This is a genomic window from Halomarina ordinaria, assembly GCF_030553305.1.
GTDB classification, from domain to species: Archaea; Halobacteriota; Halobacteria; order Halobacteriales; family Haloarculaceae; genus Halomarina; species Halomarina ordinaria.
The window spans coordinates 326,782-344,507 of record NZ_JARRAH010000001.1; the positions used below are offsets into that span (position 1 = coordinate 326,782).

At 70.1% G+C, this 17,726-nt stretch carries 19 protein-coding genes; 10 read left to right on the forward strand and 9 right to left on the reverse strand.

Features of this window, described 5'->3' with window-relative positions; translation table 11 throughout:
• Positions 1-42 precede the first annotated feature (42 nt).
• A complete protein-coding gene (locus P1Y20_RS01770; protein ID WP_304446940.1) occupies positions 43-732 on the forward strand; it encodes a TOBE domain-containing protein in 690 nt (229 codons plus the stop codon).
• Here the strand turns inward: P1Y20_RS01770 and purF are convergent.
• The 3 genes from purF to P1Y20_RS01785 form a co-directional block, all read right to left on the reverse strand.
• A complete protein-coding gene (gene purF, locus P1Y20_RS01775; RefSeq protein ID WP_304446941.1) occupies positions 729-2,225 on the reverse strand; it encodes an amidophosphoribosyltransferase in 1,497 nt (498 codons plus the stop codon). The genes P1Y20_RS01770 and purF overlap by 4 nt on opposite strands.
• Positions 2,226-2,418: 193 nt before the next feature.
• Complete coding sequence (locus tag P1Y20_RS01780; protein WP_304446942.1) at positions 2,419-2,592, reverse strand: 50S ribosomal protein L37e; 174 nt, start codon at positions 2,590-2,592, stop codon at positions 2,419-2,421.
• Positions 2,589-2,774 (reverse strand): LSM domain-containing protein, encoded by a 186-nt coding sequence (locus tag P1Y20_RS01785; protein ID WP_304446943.1) that lies wholly within the window; start codon positions 2,772-2,774, stop codon positions 2,589-2,591. The genes P1Y20_RS01780 and P1Y20_RS01785 overlap by 4 nt, the downstream gene beginning before the upstream one ends.
• Before the next feature lie 160 nt (positions 2,775-2,934).
• On the opposite strand from P1Y20_RS01785, the gene P1Y20_RS01790 reads away from it, so the two are divergent.
• From P1Y20_RS01790 to P1Y20_RS01815, 6 genes are all read left to right on the forward strand, one after another.
• Positions 2,935-4,143 (forward strand): CaiB/BaiF CoA transferase family protein, encoded by a 1,209-nt coding sequence (locus tag P1Y20_RS01790; RefSeq protein ID WP_379736912.1) that lies wholly within the window; start codon positions 2,935-2,937, stop codon positions 4,141-4,143.
• Positions 4,143-5,234 (forward strand): LeuA family protein, encoded by a 1,092-nt coding sequence (locus P1Y20_RS01795; protein WP_304446945.1) that lies wholly within the window; start codon positions 4,143-4,145, stop codon positions 5,232-5,234. Before P1Y20_RS01790 ends, P1Y20_RS01795 begins: the two co-directional genes overlap by 1 nt.
• Before the next feature lie 203 nt (positions 5,235-5,437).
• A complete protein-coding gene (locus tag P1Y20_RS01800) occupies positions 5,438-6,082 on the forward strand; it encodes a helix-turn-helix domain-containing protein (protein WP_304446946.1) in 645 nt (214 codons plus the stop codon).
• An 87-nt stretch (positions 6,083-6,169) separates the two neighbouring features.
• Positions 6,170-8,227, forward strand: coding sequence for a hydantoinase/oxoprolinase family protein (locus tag P1Y20_RS01805; protein WP_304446947.1), 2,058 nt, complete (start codon positions 6,170-6,172; stop codon positions 8,225-8,227).
• Positions 8,228-8,229: 2 nt separating this feature from the next.
• On the forward strand, positions 8,230-10,083 hold the full coding sequence (locus P1Y20_RS01810) for a hydantoinase B/oxoprolinase family protein (RefSeq protein WP_304446948.1): 1,854 nt from the start codon (positions 8,230-8,232) through the stop codon (positions 10,081-10,083).
• A gap of 3 nt (positions 10,084-10,086) precedes the next feature.
• Entirely contained in the window at positions 10,087-10,713 is a 627-nt protein-coding gene (locus P1Y20_RS01815) for an isochorismatase family protein (protein WP_304446949.1), read from the forward strand.
• On the opposite strand, the gene P1Y20_RS01820 is transcribed toward P1Y20_RS01815, so the two are convergent.
• The gene (locus tag P1Y20_RS01820; RefSeq protein ID WP_304446950.1) at positions 10,710-11,759 is read right to left on the reverse strand and encodes a M20/M25/M40 family metallo-hydrolase; all 1,050 of its coding nucleotides are present in this window, start codon (positions 11,757-11,759) and stop codon (positions 10,710-10,712) included. The genes P1Y20_RS01815 and P1Y20_RS01820 overlap by 4 nt on opposite strands.
• A 200-nt stretch (positions 11,760-11,959) precedes the next feature.
• Between P1Y20_RS01820 and P1Y20_RS01825 the strand changes: the two genes are divergently transcribed.
• From P1Y20_RS01825 to P1Y20_RS01835, 3 genes are all read left to right on the forward strand, one after another.
• Positions 11,960-12,412, forward strand: a complete 453-nt coding sequence (locus tag P1Y20_RS01825) for a hypothetical protein (protein WP_304446951.1) — start codon at positions 11,960-11,962, stop codon at positions 12,410-12,412.
• A 37-nt stretch (positions 12,413-12,449) separates the two neighbouring features.
• Positions 12,450-13,397: a zinc-dependent metalloprotease gene (locus P1Y20_RS01830; protein WP_304446952.1), complete on the forward strand. Its 948-nt coding sequence runs from the start codon at positions 12,450-12,452 to the stop codon at positions 13,395-13,397.
• A 90-nt stretch (positions 13,398-13,487) separates the two neighbouring features.
• Positions 13,488-14,414 carry a TSUP family transporter gene (locus P1Y20_RS01835; RefSeq protein WP_304446953.1) on the forward strand — a complete coding sequence of 309 codons (927 nt, stop codon included), beginning with the start codon at positions 13,488-13,490 and terminating at the stop codon, positions 14,412-14,414.
• A gap of 6 nt (positions 14,415-14,420) precedes the next feature.
• Here the strand turns inward: P1Y20_RS01835 and P1Y20_RS01840 are convergent, their stop codons facing one another.
• The 5 genes from P1Y20_RS01840 to P1Y20_RS01860 all read right to left on the reverse strand — a co-directional run bounded on the left by P1Y20_RS01840 (position 14,421) and on the right by P1Y20_RS01860 (position 17,669).
• Entirely contained in the window at positions 14,421-14,783 is a 363-nt protein-coding gene (locus P1Y20_RS01840) for a Zn-ribbon domain-containing OB-fold protein (RefSeq protein ID WP_304446954.1), read from the reverse strand.
• A complete protein-coding gene (locus tag P1Y20_RS01845) occupies positions 14,780-15,946 on the reverse strand; it encodes a thiolase C-terminal domain-containing protein (protein ID WP_304446955.1) in 1,167 nt (388 codons plus the stop codon). The genes P1Y20_RS01840 and P1Y20_RS01845 overlap by 4 nt, the downstream gene beginning before the upstream one ends.
• Before the next feature lie 542 nt (positions 15,947-16,488).
• Complete coding sequence (locus tag P1Y20_RS01850) at positions 16,489-16,710, reverse strand: DUF8527 family protein (protein ID WP_304446956.1); 222 nt, start codon at positions 16,708-16,710, stop codon at positions 16,489-16,491.
• Positions 16,710-17,087, reverse strand: coding sequence for an AtzH-like domain-containing protein (locus P1Y20_RS01855; RefSeq protein ID WP_304446957.1), 378 nt, complete (start codon positions 17,085-17,087; stop codon positions 16,710-16,712). Before P1Y20_RS01855 ends, P1Y20_RS01850 begins: the two co-directional genes overlap by 1 nt.
• 30 nt (positions 17,088-17,117) lie before the next feature.
• The gene (locus P1Y20_RS01860; RefSeq protein WP_304446958.1) at positions 17,118-17,669 is read right to left on the reverse strand and encodes a hypothetical protein; all 552 of its coding nucleotides are present in this window, start codon (positions 17,667-17,669) and stop codon (positions 17,118-17,120) included.
• Positions 17,670-17,726: the final 57 nt, after the last annotated feature.

Sequence of the window (17,726 nt, forward strand, 5' to 3'; positions counted from 1 at the left end):
GGACGCTTTCTCCCCTCGCCGCACACCCACATCGAACGACCCATGACGACGAGAAAGGGGTTCGAGCCCCACCTCGCGACCGACGACGTCACCGTCACCCGGCGGGACGTCGAGATGCTCCGGGCCATCGCCGAGCACGGGTCGATGCACGCCGCGGCGACGGAACTGGGGCGGTCGTATCCACACCTCCAGCGGCGGGTCGTCGAACTGGAGGAGGCCCTCGGCCCGCTGACGACCCGCGTCCGGGGGGGCAAGGGCGGCGGCGGGACGGAACTCACGCCCGCGGCGGTCGACCTCGTCGGGCGGTTCGAGCGCCTCCGCGTCGAACTCGCGGGCGTGGCGACCGTCACCGAGTCCGTGATTCCGGGGACGGTCGTCGACCGCGACGGCGAACTGGCGACCGTCAGCACCCCGGCTGGCGACCTCACGGCCCGGACGCCGGTGGAGGCGACCGACGTCGAAATCGCCGTCCGGTCGGACGCGGTGGTCCTCGTGGCGCCGGGGGCCACCTCGGGGACGAGCCTGCGCAACCGGCTCACCGGGACGGTGGCCGCCATCGACGCCGGCGACGCCATCGCGACGGTCACGGTCGGCGTCGCCGAGGGCGTCGACCTCGCGGCCGTCGTGACCTGCGAGAGCGTCGACCGTCTCGACCTCGCGGTGGGCGACGAGGTGGTCGCCGCGTTCAAGACGACGGCGGCGCGGGCCATCGACCCACCGCTGGGTGACTAGTCGTCCGCACTCGCCGGCCGGCCGCCGATGGCGGGCCGCGAGACGTCCCGGTCGGTCGCCTCGCCGTCGATGTCGAAGGGGTACTCGCCGGTGACACAGCCGAGACAGAGGTCGGCGCGCGCGGTGTCGAGCGCCCGCGCCACCGCGTCGATGGAGAGGTACGCGAGGCTGTCGGCGCCGATGACCTCGCGTATCTCCTCGGTCGTCCGGTCGGAGGCGATGAGTTCCTCGCGGGTGGCCATGTCGATGCCCATGTAGCAGGGGGCGACGATGGGCGGCGCGCCGATGCGCATGTGGACCGCCGTCGCGCCCGCCTCGTAGAGCAGCGAGACGAGCTGGTTGGAGGTGGTCCCCCGGACGATGGAGTCGTCGACGAGCGTCACCGACCGCCCCTCGACGGTCGAGCGGATGGGGTTCAGTTTGAGCTTCACGGCGCGTTCGCGGGCGTCCTGCGTCGGCATGATGAACGTGCGCCCGACGTACCGGTTCTTCATCAGCCCTTCCGCGAACTCGACGTCACCGCCGCTCTCGGAGGTGTCTTCGGAGGTGTCACGGGCCTCGCTCGCGGCCTCGGCGTACCCCGAGGCGAACGCCCGCCCGGAGTCGGGGACGGGCATCACCACGTCCGTCTCGATGCCCGACTCCGCCCACAGTTCGCGCCCGAGTTCGCGGCGCACCTCGTAGACGAGTTCGTCGTCGATGACGGAGTCCGGCCGGGCGAAGTAGACGTGTTCGAAGAAGCAGTGCGCCGTGTTCTCGCGCTCGACGAGCTGGTAGGTCTCGTAGCCCGAGCCGTCCCCCTCGAGGACGACGAGTTCGCCTGGGCGGACGTCGCGGATGAGGTCGCCGTCGAGGACGTCGATGGCCGCCGACTCGGAGGCGAGGACGTAGCCGCCGTCGAGTTCGCCAAGACAGAGCGGTCGGTTCCCCGCCGGGTCGCGCAGGCCGACGACGGTGTCGTCGTGCATCACGGTGAGCGCGTACGAGCCGTGGATGCGTCCCATCGTACGCCGGACCGCCCGGATGAGGTCGCCGTCGAGGAGGTTGCGCGCGAGGTCGTGGGCGATGACCTCGGTGTCGCCGTCGCTGGTGAAGGCGTGGCCGAGTCCCTCCAGGTCCTCCCTGACCTCTTCGGCGTTGACGAGGTTCCCGTTGTGCGAGAGGCCGAGCGACCCGCTCTTGAACGAGACGGAGAAGGGCTGGGCGCAGGAGCTGTCGACGCTCCCCGCCGTCGGGTAGCGGACGTGGCCGATGCCGACCCGGCCGTTGAGGCCGTCGAGGTCGGCCTCGGTGAAGGCGTCGCCGACGAGTCCCATCCCGACGTGGTCGTACTGCTGGAACCCGTCGTGGGTGACGATGCCGGCGGACTCCTGGCCGCGGTGCTGGAGCGCGTAGAGCGCGTAGTAGAGCGGTCGGGCGGCGTCTCGGTCGGCGAGGGCGACCCCCACGACGCCGCACTTCTCCGTCGGGCCCGCCGTCCACCCAGCTGTCATGTGTCGTCCTCGGACGGCGGAGAGTAAAAACCCCACCGACCTGCGTTTCGTTTCCCTACTCGACGGGGGTTGTATGCACGAACGTGCAACGGACGGGACGGTCGGGCGACACGGACCGTCGGCTGGTCGGGGAGGTGGGGACGGACCCGCGGCGCGACCGCTCGCGGGTGGAGAGGACCGCAGAACGAAACGATTACTCGCCCTTCTTCGACTGCCAGGCGTACTCGCGACGCTTGGCGGACTTGCCGAAGCCGCACGACGAGCAGACCTTCTTTTTCACGTGGTAGGACTTGTTCCCACAGCGACGGCACTTCACGTGCGTCGTCTTGTTCTTCTTCCCTTGGGAGGGGGTTCCTGCACCAGTCATGGAGTTATCGAGACGACGTTATCGCCGCGTATAATCGTTATGTCTTCCCCCTCGTCGATGACGAGGTTCATGTGCTGGTCGTAGCCGGTCAGCTCGCCGGTGAACACCTCGCCGCCCTTCAGGTGAACGGTGACGTCGGTGCCGAGCGACTCTTCGAGTACGTCGAGAGGTCTGCCAGTCATAGGCGGAGTCGCACGCGCAGGGCTATTAATACCACCGGCACGCCGTCAGCGCCTCAGGGTACTTAAATGCCCTACGCAGGATGGAGCAAGCTACTCTTACTCGACCGACGCCTGTTAGCACAGCTCGACGGTGTCGGGCGGATGAGTCACCATGGTTGATGTGCGCACACGAGAGGGTCCGCTCGACGGACTCCGAGTCGTCGACTGTTCCGGGATGATAAGCGGCGGGTTCGCCACCACGCAACTCGCGGACCACGGCGCGGACGTCGTGTTCGTCGAACACCCGGAGTACCGCGACCCGCTGCGGGAGTGGCCGCCCTTCGAGGACGGCACCTCGCTGTGGTGGAAGTCGATCGGCCGCAACAAGCGCTGCATCACGCTCGACCTGAGCGACGAGGACGGGCGGGAGCTCCTCCTCGACCTCGTCGACGACGCCGACGTGTTCTTCGAGAACTTCCGCCCCGGCACCATCGAGAAGTGGGACCTCTCGCCGGAGACGCTCCACGAGCGCAACCCCGAACTGGTCGTCGTCCGTCTCTCGGGGTACGGCCAGACCGGCCCCCGGGCCGAGAAACCGGGCTTCGGGACGGTCGCGGAGGGCATCTCGGGGTGGGCGCACGCCAACGGCTTCCCCGACCGCGAACCGCTCCTCCCGCCCATCTCGCTCGCGGACCTCACGGCCGCCAACTTCGCCGTCCAGGCGACGATGTTCGCCCTCTACGAACGCGACCTCGGCCGCGGGGGCAGCGGCGAGGGGCAGGTCGTCGACGTGAGCCTCTACGAACCGCTCTTTCGGCTGTTCGTCGGCGACGTCGAGGCCTACGACAAGCAGGGGCACGTCGCCGACCGCACCGGCAACCGCCACCCGAGCGCCGCCCCGCGCAACGTCTACGAGACGCGCGACGGCTACATGACCCTCTCCGCCTCGAACCAGCGCATCTTCGAGCGCGTCGCCGAGGCCATCGGTCGCCCGGACATCGTCGAGGAGGACCGCTTCGCGGACAACGACCGCCGCGTGGAGAACGTCGAGGCACTCGACGAAATAATCGAGTCCTGGACGCGCGAGCACACCACCGAGGAGGCCATCGAGCGCATGGAGGCCGTCGACGCCATCGTCGGCCCCGTCTACGACATCGCGGACATCTTCGAGGACGAACAGTACGCGGCCCGGAACGACATCGTGGAGGTCGAGGACCCCGACCTCGGGTCGCTGAAGACGGCCGCGACGATACCGAAGTTCTCGCGCACGCCCGGCGCCGTCGAACACGCCGGCGCGGGCCACGGCGAACACACGGAGGCCGTCTTCCGCGAGGAACTCGGCCTCTCCGAGGAGGAGTTCGCTGAACTGCGCGAGCGAGGGGTGCTCTGATGTACCTCTGCGACGTCACGCTCCGCGAGGGCGACCAGATGCCCGGGCGGAACTACACCGAGGCACAGAAAGTGGCGGCCGGCCGCGCGCTCGACCGCCTCGGCGTCGACGCCATCCAGCCCGGCTTCCCCGTCACCGGCGAGAAGGACGTCCGCGTGACTCGGACGCTCGCCGACGAGTGCGAGGCGGACGTCGTCGCGCTCGCCCGCGCGGTCTCCGGCGACGTCGACGCCGCACTCGACGCGGAGGCGGACGTCGTCGAGGTGTTCGGCGCGCTCTCGTCGCTCCAGCTGGAGCACGCCCTCGGGACGGACCGCGAGACGATGTTCGAGCGCTTCGACGCGGCCATCGAACGCGTCCGCGACGGCGGGGCGACCCCGCACCTCACGCTCGTCGACGCCTTCCGGACCGAGCGCGAACACCTCGTCGCCGCCTTCGAGCGCTACCCGGACCTCCCGATGGTGACGCTCGCGGACACGGTCGGCGTCCGGACGCCCGCCTCGCTCCGTCACGACCTGACCGCCCTCGGCGAGGGCGTCGACCTGGCGCGCGTGGGCGTCCACCTCCACGACGACCTCGGCTGCGCGACGGCGAACGCGCTCGTCGCCCACGAGGTGGGGGTGGGGAAGGCGGACGTCTCGGTCGCCTCGCTCGGCGAGCGCGCCGGCAACCCCGCCGTCGAGGAGGTGGTCATCGCGGGCGTCCTCGAGTACGGCGAGTCGTTCGGCGTCACCGCCGCCGACCTCGTCCCGGCCTGCCGGACCGTCCTCGCCGCTCTCGAGGAGTCGGTCCCGCCGCGCAAGGCGATTCTCGGGAGCGAGGTGATGGAACACGAGTCGGGCATCCACACCGCCGCGATGCTCAGGGAACCGCGCACGTTCGAACCGTTCGACCCCGGCGCGTTCGGCGCCGAGCGTCGCCTCGTCTTCGGGGCCGGCACGGGCCGCTCGGGCGCCCGCCAACTCCTGGAGCGCGCGGGGGCCGACGCCGACGAGGAGACGGTGGCCGCCTACCTCGACCGGCTGGCCGCCGAGGGGCCGCTCGACACCGAGGAGGCGGTCGACCTGGCGCGCCGGGAGTTCGCCTCGTAGCACCGCCACGCCGTGAGACGCCTCGTCGTCCGTCTCCCGGGCGAACCACTCCGGACCGTGCGGACCTGTCGAGCCTGTCGAGGTGGGAACCGCTCCGACAGCCGGAGTGAGGACGTGCCGTCACTCTCGCGTAGTCGTGCCGGTCGTGTGCGCCGAGCGGTCGCGTAACAAACACTTATACCCGTCCGACCGACTCTGTTCGCTTGTCCGGAGGGGACGTCGTGTACCAGGCTGAGCTACACCTGCAACAGGAGAAGGCGTGCGTGTTGACCGCCCTCGCCGACGAGAACGAGGGGCCACTCGACATCGACATCGAGGAACTCCACGACCACAACGTGACCTTCGTCCTGCACGCGAACGGGCACGCCGACGACTGGGAGGACCACCTCCGCGCGGCCGAGGAGGTCCACCACGTCGACCGCCTCGACGACGAGACGCTCCTCGTGACGAAGCGCTCCTGTGGCGCCTACGGCGCCATCCTGAAGAACCACGGCGTCCTCCGACGCACGACGAGCATCGGCTCCCGGGAGCGCGTCTACCACGTCCTCGTCTTCGACCGAGAGGACCTGAAGGCCATCGTCGAGGACTTCCGGAAGGTGGGGTCGGTGACGCTGGGGAGCCTCTCGGAGTTCGGCGAGGGGTCCTCCTCGCTCACGCCCCGCCAGCGCGAGGTGGTCGAGACGGCGCTCGACGCCGGCTACTTCGAGTGGCCACGCGAGGTGACGAGCGAGGAACTCGCGGCCCGCCTCGACATCAGCCGCCCGACCTTTCTCGAACACCTCCGGAAGGCCGAGGGGACGCTCCTCTCGCAGATGCTCAGGGAGTCCGACGGCCGCGCGCGCTGGTGATTTCCCGAGGCAGATATAAACGGCCAACCTGCGGAGGGGTAACTATTAGCCCGCGATAGTCGGTTGAGTGTCTGTGGTAGTGAGATAATGACATACAACCTCGGCGTCGACGTCGGTGGGACCTTCACCGACGTACTCGTGTTCGACGAGGACACGAAGGCGCTCACCATCGACAAGGTCCTCTCGACGCCCGACAACCCCTCACGGGGGGTGGTGACGGGCGTCGGGGCCGCCATGGAGAAAGCGGACGCGCGGATGGACGAACTCGGCCTCGTCTTCCACGGGACGACGGTCGTCACGAACATGCTCCTGGAGGAGACGGGCGCGCGCGTCGGCCTGCTGACGACCGCGGGCCACGAGCAGATACTCCACCTCGCGCGGGCGTGGACGCCCGGCCCGCTGTACGGCTGGATGGCGATGGAGAAACCCGAACCGCTCGCGGACCTCGTCGACACGCGAGGGGTGAGCGCGCGCGTCGGGTCGCCCGACGGCGAGGTACTCGCGCCCGTCGACGAGGCGGAGGTACGAGAGGCCGCCGCCGCCCTCGTCGACGACGGCGTCGAGGCGCTCACCGTCGCCCTCCTGAACTCCTATCTCAACCCCGAACAGGAGCGGGCGGTCCGTGAGATACTCGAAGCGGAGTACCCCGACCTCCCCGTCTCCATCTCCTCGGAAATCGTCCCCGAGTACGGCGAGTACGAGCGCACCCTCACGACCGTCATCAACGACTACGCCCGCCCGCAGGTCATCCGCTACCTCGACGACCTCGACGACGAACTGCAGGCCGCCGGCTCGTCGGCCGCGCTCAACGTCGTCCGCTCGGACGGGGGTATCATGTCCACGGACGCGGCCAAGCGCCGGCCCGTCGAACTCGCGCTCTCGGGGCCGAGCGGTGGCGTCGTCGGCGCCGCCGCCATCGCCGAGCGCAAGGGCATCCCGAACGTCCTCACCCTCGACATGGGCGGCACCTCGACGGACGTGAGCCTCGTCGAGGACGGCCAGGCGTCGACGACTCGCCAGACGAAAGTGGGGTATCGGGAGTTCAAGTCCCGCGCGGTGGACGTCAACACCGTCGGTGCGGGCGGCGGCTCCATCGCCCGCGTCCAGATCAACGGCTCGCTCGTCGTCGGCCCCGAGAGTTCGGGCGCCGACCCCGGCCCGGCCTGTTACGGCCGCGGCGGCACCGACCCCACGGTGACGGACGCGAACGTCGTCCTCGGTCGCATCCCGCCGTCGGTGAAACTCGGCGGCGACCTCGACCTCGACCGCGAGGCGGCCCGCGACGCCATCCAGGGTATCGCCGACGAGCGCGGGTCGAGCGTCGAGGAGGCCGCACAGGCCGTCCTCGACATCGTCAACGAGAACATGTACGGCGCGCTGCGCGTCGTGAGCGTCGAGCGGGGGTACGACCCCCGCGAGTTCGGCCTCGTCGCCTTCGGCGGTGCCGGGCCGATGCACGCCAACGCGCTGGCCGACCTCATCGGTGCCGACCCGCTCGTCATCCCGCCCGCACCGGGGGTCATGTCCGCGTTCGGCTTCCTCACCAGCGACATCCAGAACGAGTTCGCGGAGACGTACCTCCGGACCGACGAGGAGGTCGACGGGCGCGAGGTCCGCGACGCCCTGGAGACGCTGGAGGCGGACGCGGCCGACTGGCTCCGCTCGGAGGGCGTCGCGGACGACGCCCACCGATTCGACTACTTCGCCGACTGCCGCTACTTCCGTCAGGACATCCAGATGTCCATCCCGGTCGACACGGACGACCTGGTGGACGGCGACGGCCTCGACGGCCTGAAGGCGGCCTTCGAGGCGCGCCACGAGCGCCAGTTCGACTTCTCGCTCGACGCACCGCTCGAAATCGCCACCCTGCGGGTCATCGGTCGCGGCACCATCGAGGGCGTCGAACTCGAGGCGCGCGAGGCGGGCGGCGAGGACGCCGCCGGCGCCGTCACCGGCCACCACGACGTCTACTTCGACGGGGAGTACCACGACACGCCGGTCTACGACCGGTCGCAACTGCGACCGGGGAACGTCGTCGCCGGCCCGGCCGTCGTCGTCGAGGACGACTCGACGGTGGTCATCCAGCCGGACCACACCGCGACGGTCGACCGCTTCGAATCGCTCGTCGTCACCCGAGGTGAGTGAACATGCGTACCCAACCAGACTTCGTCGGAGACCACGACATCGACCAGACCACCCTCGACATCGTCGAGAGCACGCTCGCGAACACCCGCTACGAGATGGACCGCGTCGTCGAGACGACGGCCATCTCGCCGGTCATCCGCGAGCAGTCCGACCAGTTCCCGATGATGGCCGACCGGAAGGGGCGGATGGTGATGGGCCAGTTCGGCAGCGCCATCGACGACATCATCGAGAACGCGTCGTTCGGGTGGGAGGACCTCCGCGACGGCGACGTCGTCGCGACGAACGACCCCTACATGTGCGAGGGGGCGGTGTCGCACACGCCGGACATGCTCCTGTTGCGACCCATCTTCTACGACGACGACCTCGTCGGCTTCTCCAGCCAGTGGGGGAACCTGATGGACGTCGGCGGGAAGACGCCGGGGAGCATCCCCATCGACGCCTCGACCATCTTCGAGGAGGGAGTGCGTCTCCCGCCGACGAAACTGTACAAGGAGGGCGTCTTCGACGAGGGACTCCTGGAGACGTTCAAGCACAACACCCGCCTGCCCGCCCACGCCGAGGCGGACATCAAGGCGCTCGCCGCCGGCACCGCGACCGCCGAGGCGCGCATCCAGGAACTCTGCGAGCGATTCGGCAAGGAGACGTACCTCACAGCCTGCGACGCCATCCTCGACCGCACCCGCGAGGGCGTCACCCGTCTCATCCGCGACCTGCTCCCGGAGGGCGAGACGTTCACCTTCGAGGACTTCGCCGACGACGACGGCCGGGGCAACGGCCCCATCAAACTCCACATGGAACTCACCCGCGAGGGCGACCGCCTCGTCATCGACTGGACGGGGACGGACCCGCAGGTGCCCGGCACGGTGAACTTCCTCCTGAACGAGAACATGTTCAAGATGTTCACCGGGGTGTTCCTCATCATGGCGTTCGACCCGCAGTTGACGTTCAACGACGGGTTCTACGACCGCATCGACGTCACCATCCCGGAGGGGAGCGTGCTGAAACCGGAGTTCCCGGCCGCCCTCGGCAACCGTCTGACGCTGATGGCCCGGCACTTCGACATCCTGCAGGCGGTGTTCTCGGACGCGCTGGGCGAGCAGTTCTCCGTCGCGGGGAGCTACGGGACGAGCCCCAACCTCGTCTACGCCGGCACCGACTCGGAGGGCAACGACTTCCAGTTGCTCGAAATCCTCTACGGCGGCATTCCGGCCCGCCCCGGCGGCGACGGCCTCGACGGCCACTCGTGGTGGCCGATGTTCAAGACCGTCCCCGCCGAGTACCAGGAGGCGTACTACCCCCTCACCATCGACGAGTACTCCGCGCGGGCGGACACCGGCGGCGCGGGCGAGTTCCGCGGCGGCCACGGCGTCCGGAAGGTGTACACCTTCGAGGAGGACGGCGCCATCACCTTCCAGGACGACCGGGCGCTCACCTACCCCTACGGCGTCGACGGGGGGGCCCACGCCCAGCCATCCCGGAAGACGCTCGTCCGCACCGACGGCACCGAGGAGGACCTCCCCTCGAAGGTCGAGAACGTCGCGGTGAGCGCGGGCGACAAACTCGTCTTCGAGACGGCCGGCGGCGGCGGCCTCGGCGACCCGCTCGCGCGCGACCCCCACCTCGTCGCCAGAGAGGTCGAACGCGGCCTCGTGAGCGCGGACGCCGCCCGCGAGGCGTACGGCGTCGCGCTCGCCGACGGCGCGGTGGACGAGGCGGAGACGGAGTCGCTCCGGTCCAGGCTCCGGGGGAACCGCGAGGACCTCCCACAGTTCGACTTCGGCCCGCTCCCCGACGAGGCGGCGCTCGCCGAACAGATCGCCGAGGAGCGTCGCGCGTTCGACGCGCGTCACGACTGACCGATGTCGGGCGACCCCGACGCACCCTTCGCGGCCTACGACGAGCGCGACTTCGGCCGCGACGTCGGCTTCGGCGACCGACCGGCGCTCGTCGTCATCGACCTCGTCGAGGCGTTCACCGACCCCGACTCGGCGCTCGGCTCCGACGTGGAGAGCGTGGTCGAGCGTACCCGAGAACTCCTCGACGCGTTCCGCGAGCGCGACCTCCCGCGGTACTTCACGACGGTCGCCTACGAGGAGAGCTACGGCGACGCCGGCGTGTTCGTCGAGAAGGTGCCCGCGCTGCGCGACCTCCGCCTCGGTACCGACGCCGTGCGGGTGGACGACCGTCTCGAACCCCGAGAGGGCGAGCGCGTCGTCCTCAAGAAGTACGCGAGCGCCTTCTTCGGGACTGACCTCGCGACGGAACTGACGACCCACCGCGTCGACACGCTCGTCCTCGCGGGCGTGACGACCAGCGGCTGCGTCCGCGCGACGGCCGTCGACAGCCTCCAGCACGGCTACCGGACCATCGTCCCCCGCGACGCCGTCGGCGACCGGGCCGAGGGCCCACACCGCGCCAACCTGTTCGACATCGACGCGAAGTACGGCGACGTCGTGACGACCGACGACGTCCTCTCGGAACTCTAGAGGCCGGCCGTCAGGTCGAACGCGTCGACGCTCGCACCGACCGCGCCGAGCAGGTCGGCGACGGCGTCGAGGTCGGCCGTGTCGACCACCTCGACCGGCGTGTGCATGTAGCGGTTGGGGACGCCGACGTTCAGCGACGGGATACCGCCGCGCGAGACGAAGACGGCGTCGGCGTCGGTGCCGGTGTAACTGCCGGCCGCCTCCAGCTGGACGTCGATGCCCTCGCGCTCGGCCACCTCGCGGACGCCCCTGACGAGGCCGGGGTGGTTCGTGCTCCCGCGCGCGACGGTGGGGCCGCCCCCGAGGTCGACGCTCGTCGACTTCTCTTTCGGCGTCTTCGGCGCGTCCGTCGCGTGGGTGACGTCGACGGCGACGAACGCGTCCGGCGCGAGGTCGAAGCCGACCATCTTCGCGCCGTTGAGGCCCACCTCCTCCTGGACCGTCGCGACGGCGTGGACGGTGGCGTCGGCGTCGCGTTCGACGGCGCGCCGGAGACCCTCGGCGGCCGCCCAGATGCCGACGCGGTTGTCCATCCCGCGGGCGGCGAGGCGGGACCCCTGCAGGTTCTCGACCCGGCTGGCGAACGTGACGGGGTCGCCCACCTCGACGAGTTCCTCCGCCTCCTCCTTCGAGGTGGCCCCGACGTCGACGTAGTTCTCGTTTATGTCCGGAATCTCGTCGTCGCCCTCGCGCAGGTGGATGGCCGTCTGACCGACCACGCCGGGGACCGGGTCGTCGGCGTGGACGACGACGTGCTGCCCGCGGACGACGGTCTTGTCGGACCCGCCGACCCTCGTGAGCGCGAGGAAGCCGTCGTCGTCGACGTCGCGGACCATGAACCCGATCTCGTCCGCGTGCCCGCCGAACGCGACCGAGCGCTCGTCCCCCTCGGAGGTGGCGACGGCGTTGCCGTAGGCGTCGACGGTCACGTCGTCGGCGAACTCGCTCACGTAGTCGACCCAGGCGCTGAGAGCGGGCGACTCGAAACCGGACGGGCTGTGCGTCGCGAGGAGTTCGTCGAGGAACTCTCTGTGAGCTTCGTCCATACGTACCCCTCTCTCCCGTGAGGTATCAACGCCCCGATAGCAACCCGCCCGATGTCACAGTCACCGGCAAGGGACGCTGGTATCGGTGAGACGAGTGCTCGTCGCTACCCCGTTCCCTCGAACGGGCGGCACTCACGGGAGCGCGGGGTGACCACGACACCCTGCCAAACTCTAAATCCCCGCGCCACGATGGTCGCACCATGCCCGACATCACCGTGTTCGAGGCGGATTTCAAGGGGGCGACGTTCAACGCCCCGTTCTCGAAGCAGTCGACCGGGAGCGAGGACGACGAGGAGGGCGGCGGCCGCGGGAAACTGTTCGTCCTCGTCGGCTTCCTCGCCGGCCTCGCGCTCCCCGTCGGCGGGTTCCTCGCGTTCCGGAAGTTCCGTGGCGGCGACGAGGAGGACGCGGAGGAGTTCGACGAGTTCGAGTCGGAGTACGAGTACGAGGAGTTCGACCCCGAGCGCTTCGAGAGCGAGGAGGACGAGTCGAACCGGAAACTCGCCGTGGGCGCCGTCGTCGGCCTGCTGTTCGTGGTGGCGCTCGCGGCCGTCGTGAAGCTCCGCGGGGGCGACGAGGAGGAGGCGGAGGAACCGGAGGTCACCGTCACGCTGGACGCGCCGGCGTCCGAGTCTGTCCGGGAAGCCGAGTAGTCGGAAGGGCTTTGAGTCGCACGGACCTCCCTTCGATATGAACTTCTATCGCGCGGTTCGTGCGGTCACGGACGCCTCTGGAGAGGGGCCGGTGGACTGGGTCGCCGTCGGCGACGCCGCGAAGGCAGTGACGGCACCCGGCGACCTCGACCTCTCGGCGACCGACCGGCAGGCGTACGCCGCCGACGTGCGCGCGGCGCGCGACCGCATCCGCGCGGAGGCGGGCGTCGACTTCGACCTCCCGGCGACCGTCGAGGTGCAGAACCGCCACCACTGGGTCGACGCCAACGTCGCCACCTTCGAGCGCATCCTCGACCTGCTCGACGCCGACCAGGGGTTCATCCCCGGCATCGCCCGCACCGTCAACACCGGGTCGATGGCGTTCGCCATCGGCTTCCTCGCGAACAACGTCCTCGGCCAGTACGACCCGCGCCTCCTGAGCGGGAGCGACGACCACGCGCTCTACTTCGTCCACCCCAACATCTCGCGGGTCGCCCGGCAACTCGACGCCGACGAGGACCGCTTCCGGCGCTGGATCGCCTTCCACGAGGTGACCCACGCCGCGGAGTTCGGCGCGGCGCCGTGGCTCTCCGACCACCTCGAGGGCCTCATCGAGTCGACGCTGCGCGACCTCTCGGCGGCGCGCTTCGACCGCGACGACTTCCGGGCCATCGACACGACGATGACCGCCGTCGAGGGCTACGCCGAGTTGCTGATGGACCGGACGTTCGACGACGAGTACGCGGACCTCCGCGCGAAACTCGACGCCCGGCGTCAGGGCGGCGGGCCGATCGCGCAGTTGTTCCGACGCCTGCTCGGTCTCGGGCGCAAGCGCCGCCAGTACGAGCGCGGCAAGGACTTCTTCGAGGCGGTCGTGAGCGCCCGCGACCTCCAGACGGCCAGCCTGGTGTGGGAGCGCCCGGAGAACCTCCCCTCCGACGACGAACTGGGCAACCCGACCGCCTGGCTCACCCGCGTCGCCTGAGGTGGCCGCGTCGTAGCTCTCGGCCAGCGTTACCGCCGTTGACGGGTATATCATCCCGGCGTGTGTATCCCGGCCAGGAGCACTCAGTAGATGGCCACCGACTCCCCGACGCTCGACGCCGGAACGTTCCTCGACAACCTCCTCGCGCTTCACTACCGCGAGGTCCTGATGACGTTCGCGACCGCGGTCGTCGTCCTCGGTGCCGTCGCGCTCTACCCCGGCAGCGGACGCGTCACCGCTGGGTTCTCCGGCGACGTGACGACGACCACGCTCGCGTTCGTGTTCGCCGTCGCCGTGGTCGCCGGCGCGGTGAAGGGGGCCGTCGGGTTCGGCTACGCGCTCATCGCCACGCCCGTCCTCTCGTCGGTCATCGACCCGGTCGTCGCCGTCGTCGTCCTCGCCATCCCCCCGTGGATGATAAACGTCTTCCAGGTAGGCGAGACGAACACCGGCCTCACCTACGTCAGGCGGGAGTGGCCGCTCGTCGTCCTCGCCGCCGTCGGCACCGTCGTCGGCGTCACCTTCCTCTCCCGGTACCAGGCGGGCCCGCTCGTGCCGATGCTCATCGCGCTGCTCATCCTCGCGTACGTCGCCTTCCAGGTGGTGCAGAACTTCGTCGTCGTCGAGGAGGCCCACCACCCGGTCGCGCTCGGCGGCGTCGGCCTCGCCACCGGGTTCCTGCTCGGCGCGGCCAACCTCGGCCCCCTGCTCCCGGCGTACCTCCACACGTTCGAGCGCGACCGCGAGCGCTACGTCGGCGGGGTGTCGATGGTGTTCGCGGTCGTCTTCACCATCAAAATCGTCCAGACCGCGGCCGTCGGCCTGCTGACGCCGTACCTCCTGTGGCTCGGCTGTGCCATCTCCGTCGTCACGCTCGTCGGCCTGTTCCTCGGGACGTACCTCCGGCGCGTCGGCGTCGACGAGCGGTGGTTCAACCGGGCGGTCGTCGCCCTGCTGCTCGTCATCGGGCTGAACATCCTCCGGAACACCGTCCCCGCCGTGGTCGGCGGGCTCTAAGGGTGACTACGCCCGGCGGAACACCGGCGCGGGGTGGCCGTCGTCGGCCTCCATCGCCCCGTCGAGGACGACGCCGTCTCCGATGTCCACCTCGTCATCGTCGGCGATACGGGCGGTGACGCGCGCCGGGCCGACCTGCACGAGCGCCACCTGATACGGTCCCTCGAAGCCCACCGGCGGGACGTTCACCGTCGTCACCGAGTAGACCTCGCCGTCCTCGGGGAGGTCGGTGGCGTCGAGGTCGCGGCCGCCGCACTCGTTACAGACCGAGAAGGGCGTGCCGTACGTCGTCCCGCAGTCGGCGCAGGTGACGCCGAGGAGCGTCCCCTCCCGGAGCGACGCCGCCCACTCGTCGTAGGAGAGGCTCACGAGCGCACCTCCACGACCGACACCACGGTGGTGCCGGCGTCGCCGCCGAGGTTGTGCGCGACGGCGCGCTCTGCGCCCTCGACCTGCCGGTCGCCGGCGTCGCCCCTGAGCTGTTCGGTGAGTTCGACGATTTGCGCGGCGCCCGTCGCGCCGATGGGGTGACCCTTCGCCTTCAACCCGCCGGAGGGGTTGATGGGCCGGTCGCCGTCGAGCGCGGAGCGCCCCTCGGCGGCGGCGGGGCCCCCCTCGCCGTCCTCGAAGAAGCCGATGGCCTCGCTCGCCATCACCTCGGCGCCGGTGAAGCAGTCGTGGACCTCCGCGAAGTCCATCGCGTCGGCGGTCACGTCGGCCTGCTCGTACGCCCCCGCCGCGGCGTCGCGGGCGGCCTGCGTGGCGTGCGGGACGGGTTTCGCCGAGAGGGGGACGATGTCGGTGGCGTGGCCGACGCCCGTCACGTCAACCGGGTCGTCGTAGGAGTCGGCGCGCTCGTCGCTCGTGACGACCAGCGCGCTCGCGCCGTCGGAGAACGGACAGCAGTCCATGAGGTGGAACGGGTCGGCGACGACGGGCGACTCGAGGACGTCCTCGACCGTCAGTTCCCGTCCGAAGTGCGCGCGAGGGTTGCGCTGGCCGTTCGCGTGGTTCTTGACGGCGACGTGCGCGAGCTGCTCTTCGGTGGTGCCGTACTCGTGCATGTGGCGTTTCGTGAGCAGCGCGAACACGCCCGGGAAGGTGAGCCCTGTCGGTTGCTCGTACTGGCGGTGGGAGGCGCTGGCGAAGATGCGGGTCATCTCGCCGGTCCCGAGGCCCGTCTCGGGCGTACACCGTTCGACGCCGCCGACGAGGACGGTGTCGTGGATACCCGCCTCGACCGCCTGGACGGCGTTCTTGAACGCGGTGGCCGAGGTGGCGCAGGCGTCCTCGAAGCGCTGGGCGGGGACGCCCGCGATGCCCACCTCCGAGGCCAGCTTCGGCGCCAGGTGCGTGTCGTTCTCCGTCTGGCCGCCCATCGCGTTGCCGAAGTAGAACGCGTCGACGTCGTCGGGCCCGACGCCGGCGTCGTCGTACGCGTCGAGGGCCGCGGTGGCGAACAACTCCGCGAGGGTCGACTCGTGGACTCCGAAGGTCGTCATCCCGGCGCCTACGACGCTCGCTCGTGTCATGGTACACCGTCCGAGGGCCGCGCACTAAGGTGTGGCGCGCGCGGGTGACGGCTTCCCCGGACGGCGAACGGGCTCTCCGGTCGAGGTGCTCGTAGCGGCGCTCTATCGAACGATTTCGCTCTCGGGGCTCGCGGACTCGGAACGGGGTATAAAATAGACCCTACACTATCAGGCGCAACTCTGACTTGTCCTATCGTCATAGCGGAAGATGACCTCTCCCGAGGGGGTCACACTCGACTCCCGGCGCGTCAGCGCGGGGGCGTCGACCGACCATCGAGCACGTCACCACCCACGGCACGCGAACATCCCCACGATGCGTCATCCGTTCGGTCGTCGCCCCCACGGGAGAACCCGGCCGACCGCCATCCGCGGGCCGGCGCCCCGACGGCGCCGGAGAGACCACCAGGAGCACCGTCGTACCGTCGACGGCCATCGGACGCTGTCAGAGGCACCACCGTACCGGTCTCGACACCGCGACGCGACGGCCAGGGGGAGCCTGCGAGGCCCGACGGGCCGGAGGGGTCGAACGCTTCCTACGAACGTCAGCGACCGTTGCGTCCAGTACCACCAGTTTCGGGGAACACCACCCAGACGACGAGCGCGCCGAACGCCAGACCGACGACGGTGATGAGGAGCGCCTCGAGCGCCGTCGCCTCGCCCTGTGAGGTGATGAGTCCCGCGGAGGCGCCGATGAGGACGACGAACCCCACCTTCAGCCGGCGGGCGAGACTGTTCCGGTCGTCGTCCGACATCGGCCCGACCATCAGAGCCCCTCCTGGGTCGTGCTGACGTGCATCCCCGCGACGCGCCACTCGCCCTCGACGCGGAGGAGCGTCCCGCTCCAGCGCGTGTCGAACTCGTACCTGATTCCCCGTTCGGTGTCCGTCCACGCCATGAACACGTCGTCGGAGAACCACCCGGCGTCGCCGCGCGTCTCGACGACGAGCGCGGCGCTCTCGACGACCCAGTCGGTCGTCGTCCGGGTCTGCTCGTGGAGTCCATCAGCGACCGCGTCGTAGCCCGCGAGGCGCTCGGAGAGCCCGAACTTCACGACGCCGTCGGCTTCGAGGAAGAAGGGCGCGAGCGGGTCGCCGTCGCGGAGGGCGGCGTAGTACTCCCGGACGGTCGTCTCGGCGTCCATGGTCGACCAACCGGCGCCGGCGACTTACCCCTACTGGAACCCGCGGCCCACGTCGTCGGTCACGAGGTCGTCGAACTCGGCGTCGAGGAGGCGTTCGGCCTCCTCGAACGTCTCGGCGAGCGCGTCGAGCGCCTCCGTGCGCCCCCCTGCGAACCCCCCGTAGTCCATCGGCCCGTAGGCGGGGCTGTCGACGGCGTCCATCACGTCCTCGAAGAAGGCGTCGGGCGTCGTCGGCGCGTCGAGGTGCGTCTCGACGACCGCCCCGAGGCGGGTCGCCGCCGACTCGGCGGCCGACTCGTCCTCCGGCGGGGACTGGACCCCGAAGCGACCACCGACGTCACGCGGGAAGAGGGGGTCGATGTCGTCGTCGACCCGGCGTGCGACCTCGGCGCCGACGCCGCGCACCTCGTAGGGGTTCTTCGCGTAGGTCTTCAGCTGGTAGACGCCCGCCCGGGGGTGTGAGAGGTACAGGTCCTCGCCGAGGCCGCGCCGCCGGTCGCCGGCCACGGCCCGCCACTCGCCGGGGTCCGCCTTCGACTCGACGACGTCCCGGAGGACGTCCTGCCAGTCACGTACGCGCATCGTCTCACCCGTTGGTATCGAATCGCATGAACGTGTCGACGTCGGGGGCAGAACTAT

Bases quoted from the DNA above. Each gene is read 5' to 3' on its own strand.
- P1Y20_RS01780 (WP_304446942.1), bottom strand. From the start codon at position 2,592: ATGACTGGTGCAGGAACCCCCTCCCAAGGGAAGAAGAACAAGACGACG.
- P1Y20_RS01795 (WP_304446945.1), top strand. From the start codon at position 4,143: ATGTACCTCTGCGACGTCACGCTCCGCGAGGGCGACCAGATGCCCGGG.
- P1Y20_RS01825 (WP_304446951.1), top strand. From the start codon at position 11,960: ATGCCCGACATCACCGTGTTCGAGGCGGATTTCAAGGGGGCGACGTTC.
- P1Y20_RS01860 (WP_304446958.1), bottom strand. From the start codon at position 17,669: ATGCGCGTACGTGACTGGCAGGACGTCCTCCGGGACGTCGTCGAGTCG.
- P1Y20_RS01805 (WP_304446947.1), top strand. From the start codon at position 6,170: ATGACATACAACCTCGGCGTCGACGTCGGTGGGACCTTCACCGACGTA.
- P1Y20_RS01835 (WP_304446953.1), top strand. From the start codon at position 13,488: ATGGCCACCGACTCCCCGACGCTCGACGCCGGAACGTTCCTCGACAAC.
- P1Y20_RS01815 (WP_304446949.1), top strand. From the start codon at position 10,087: ATGTCGGGCGACCCCGACGCACCCTTCGCGGCCTACGACGAGCGCGAC.
- P1Y20_RS01845 (WP_304446955.1), bottom strand. From the start codon at position 15,946: ATGACACGAGCGAGCGTCGTAGGCGCCGGGATGACGACCTTCGGAGTC.
- P1Y20_RS01850 (WP_304446956.1), bottom strand. From the start codon at position 16,710: ATGGTCGGGCCGATGTCGGACGACGACCGGAACAGTCTCGCCCGCCGG.
- P1Y20_RS01810 (WP_304446948.1), top strand. From the start codon at position 8,230: ATGCGTACCCAACCAGACTTCGTCGGAGACCACGACATCGACCAGACC.
- P1Y20_RS01830 (WP_304446952.1), top strand. From the start codon at position 12,450: ATGAACTTCTATCGCGCGGTTCGTGCGGTCACGGACGCCTCTGGAGAG.
- purF (WP_304446941.1), bottom strand. From the start codon at position 2,225: ATGACAGCTGGGTGGACGGCGGGCCCGACGGAGAAGTGCGGCGTCGTG.
- P1Y20_RS01855 (WP_304446957.1), bottom strand. From the start codon at position 17,087: ATGGACGCCGAGACGACCGTCCGGGAGTACTACGCCGCCCTCCGCGAC.
- P1Y20_RS01770 (WP_304446940.1), top strand. From the start codon at position 43: ATGACGACGAGAAAGGGGTTCGAGCCCCACCTCGCGACCGACGACGTC.
- P1Y20_RS01820 (WP_304446950.1), bottom strand. From the start codon at position 11,759: ATGGACGAAGCTCACAGAGAGTTCCTCGACGAACTCCTCGCGACGCAC.
- P1Y20_RS01785 (WP_304446943.1), bottom strand. From the start codon at position 2,774: ATGACTGGCAGACCTCTCGACGTACTCGAAGAGTCGCTCGGCACCGAC.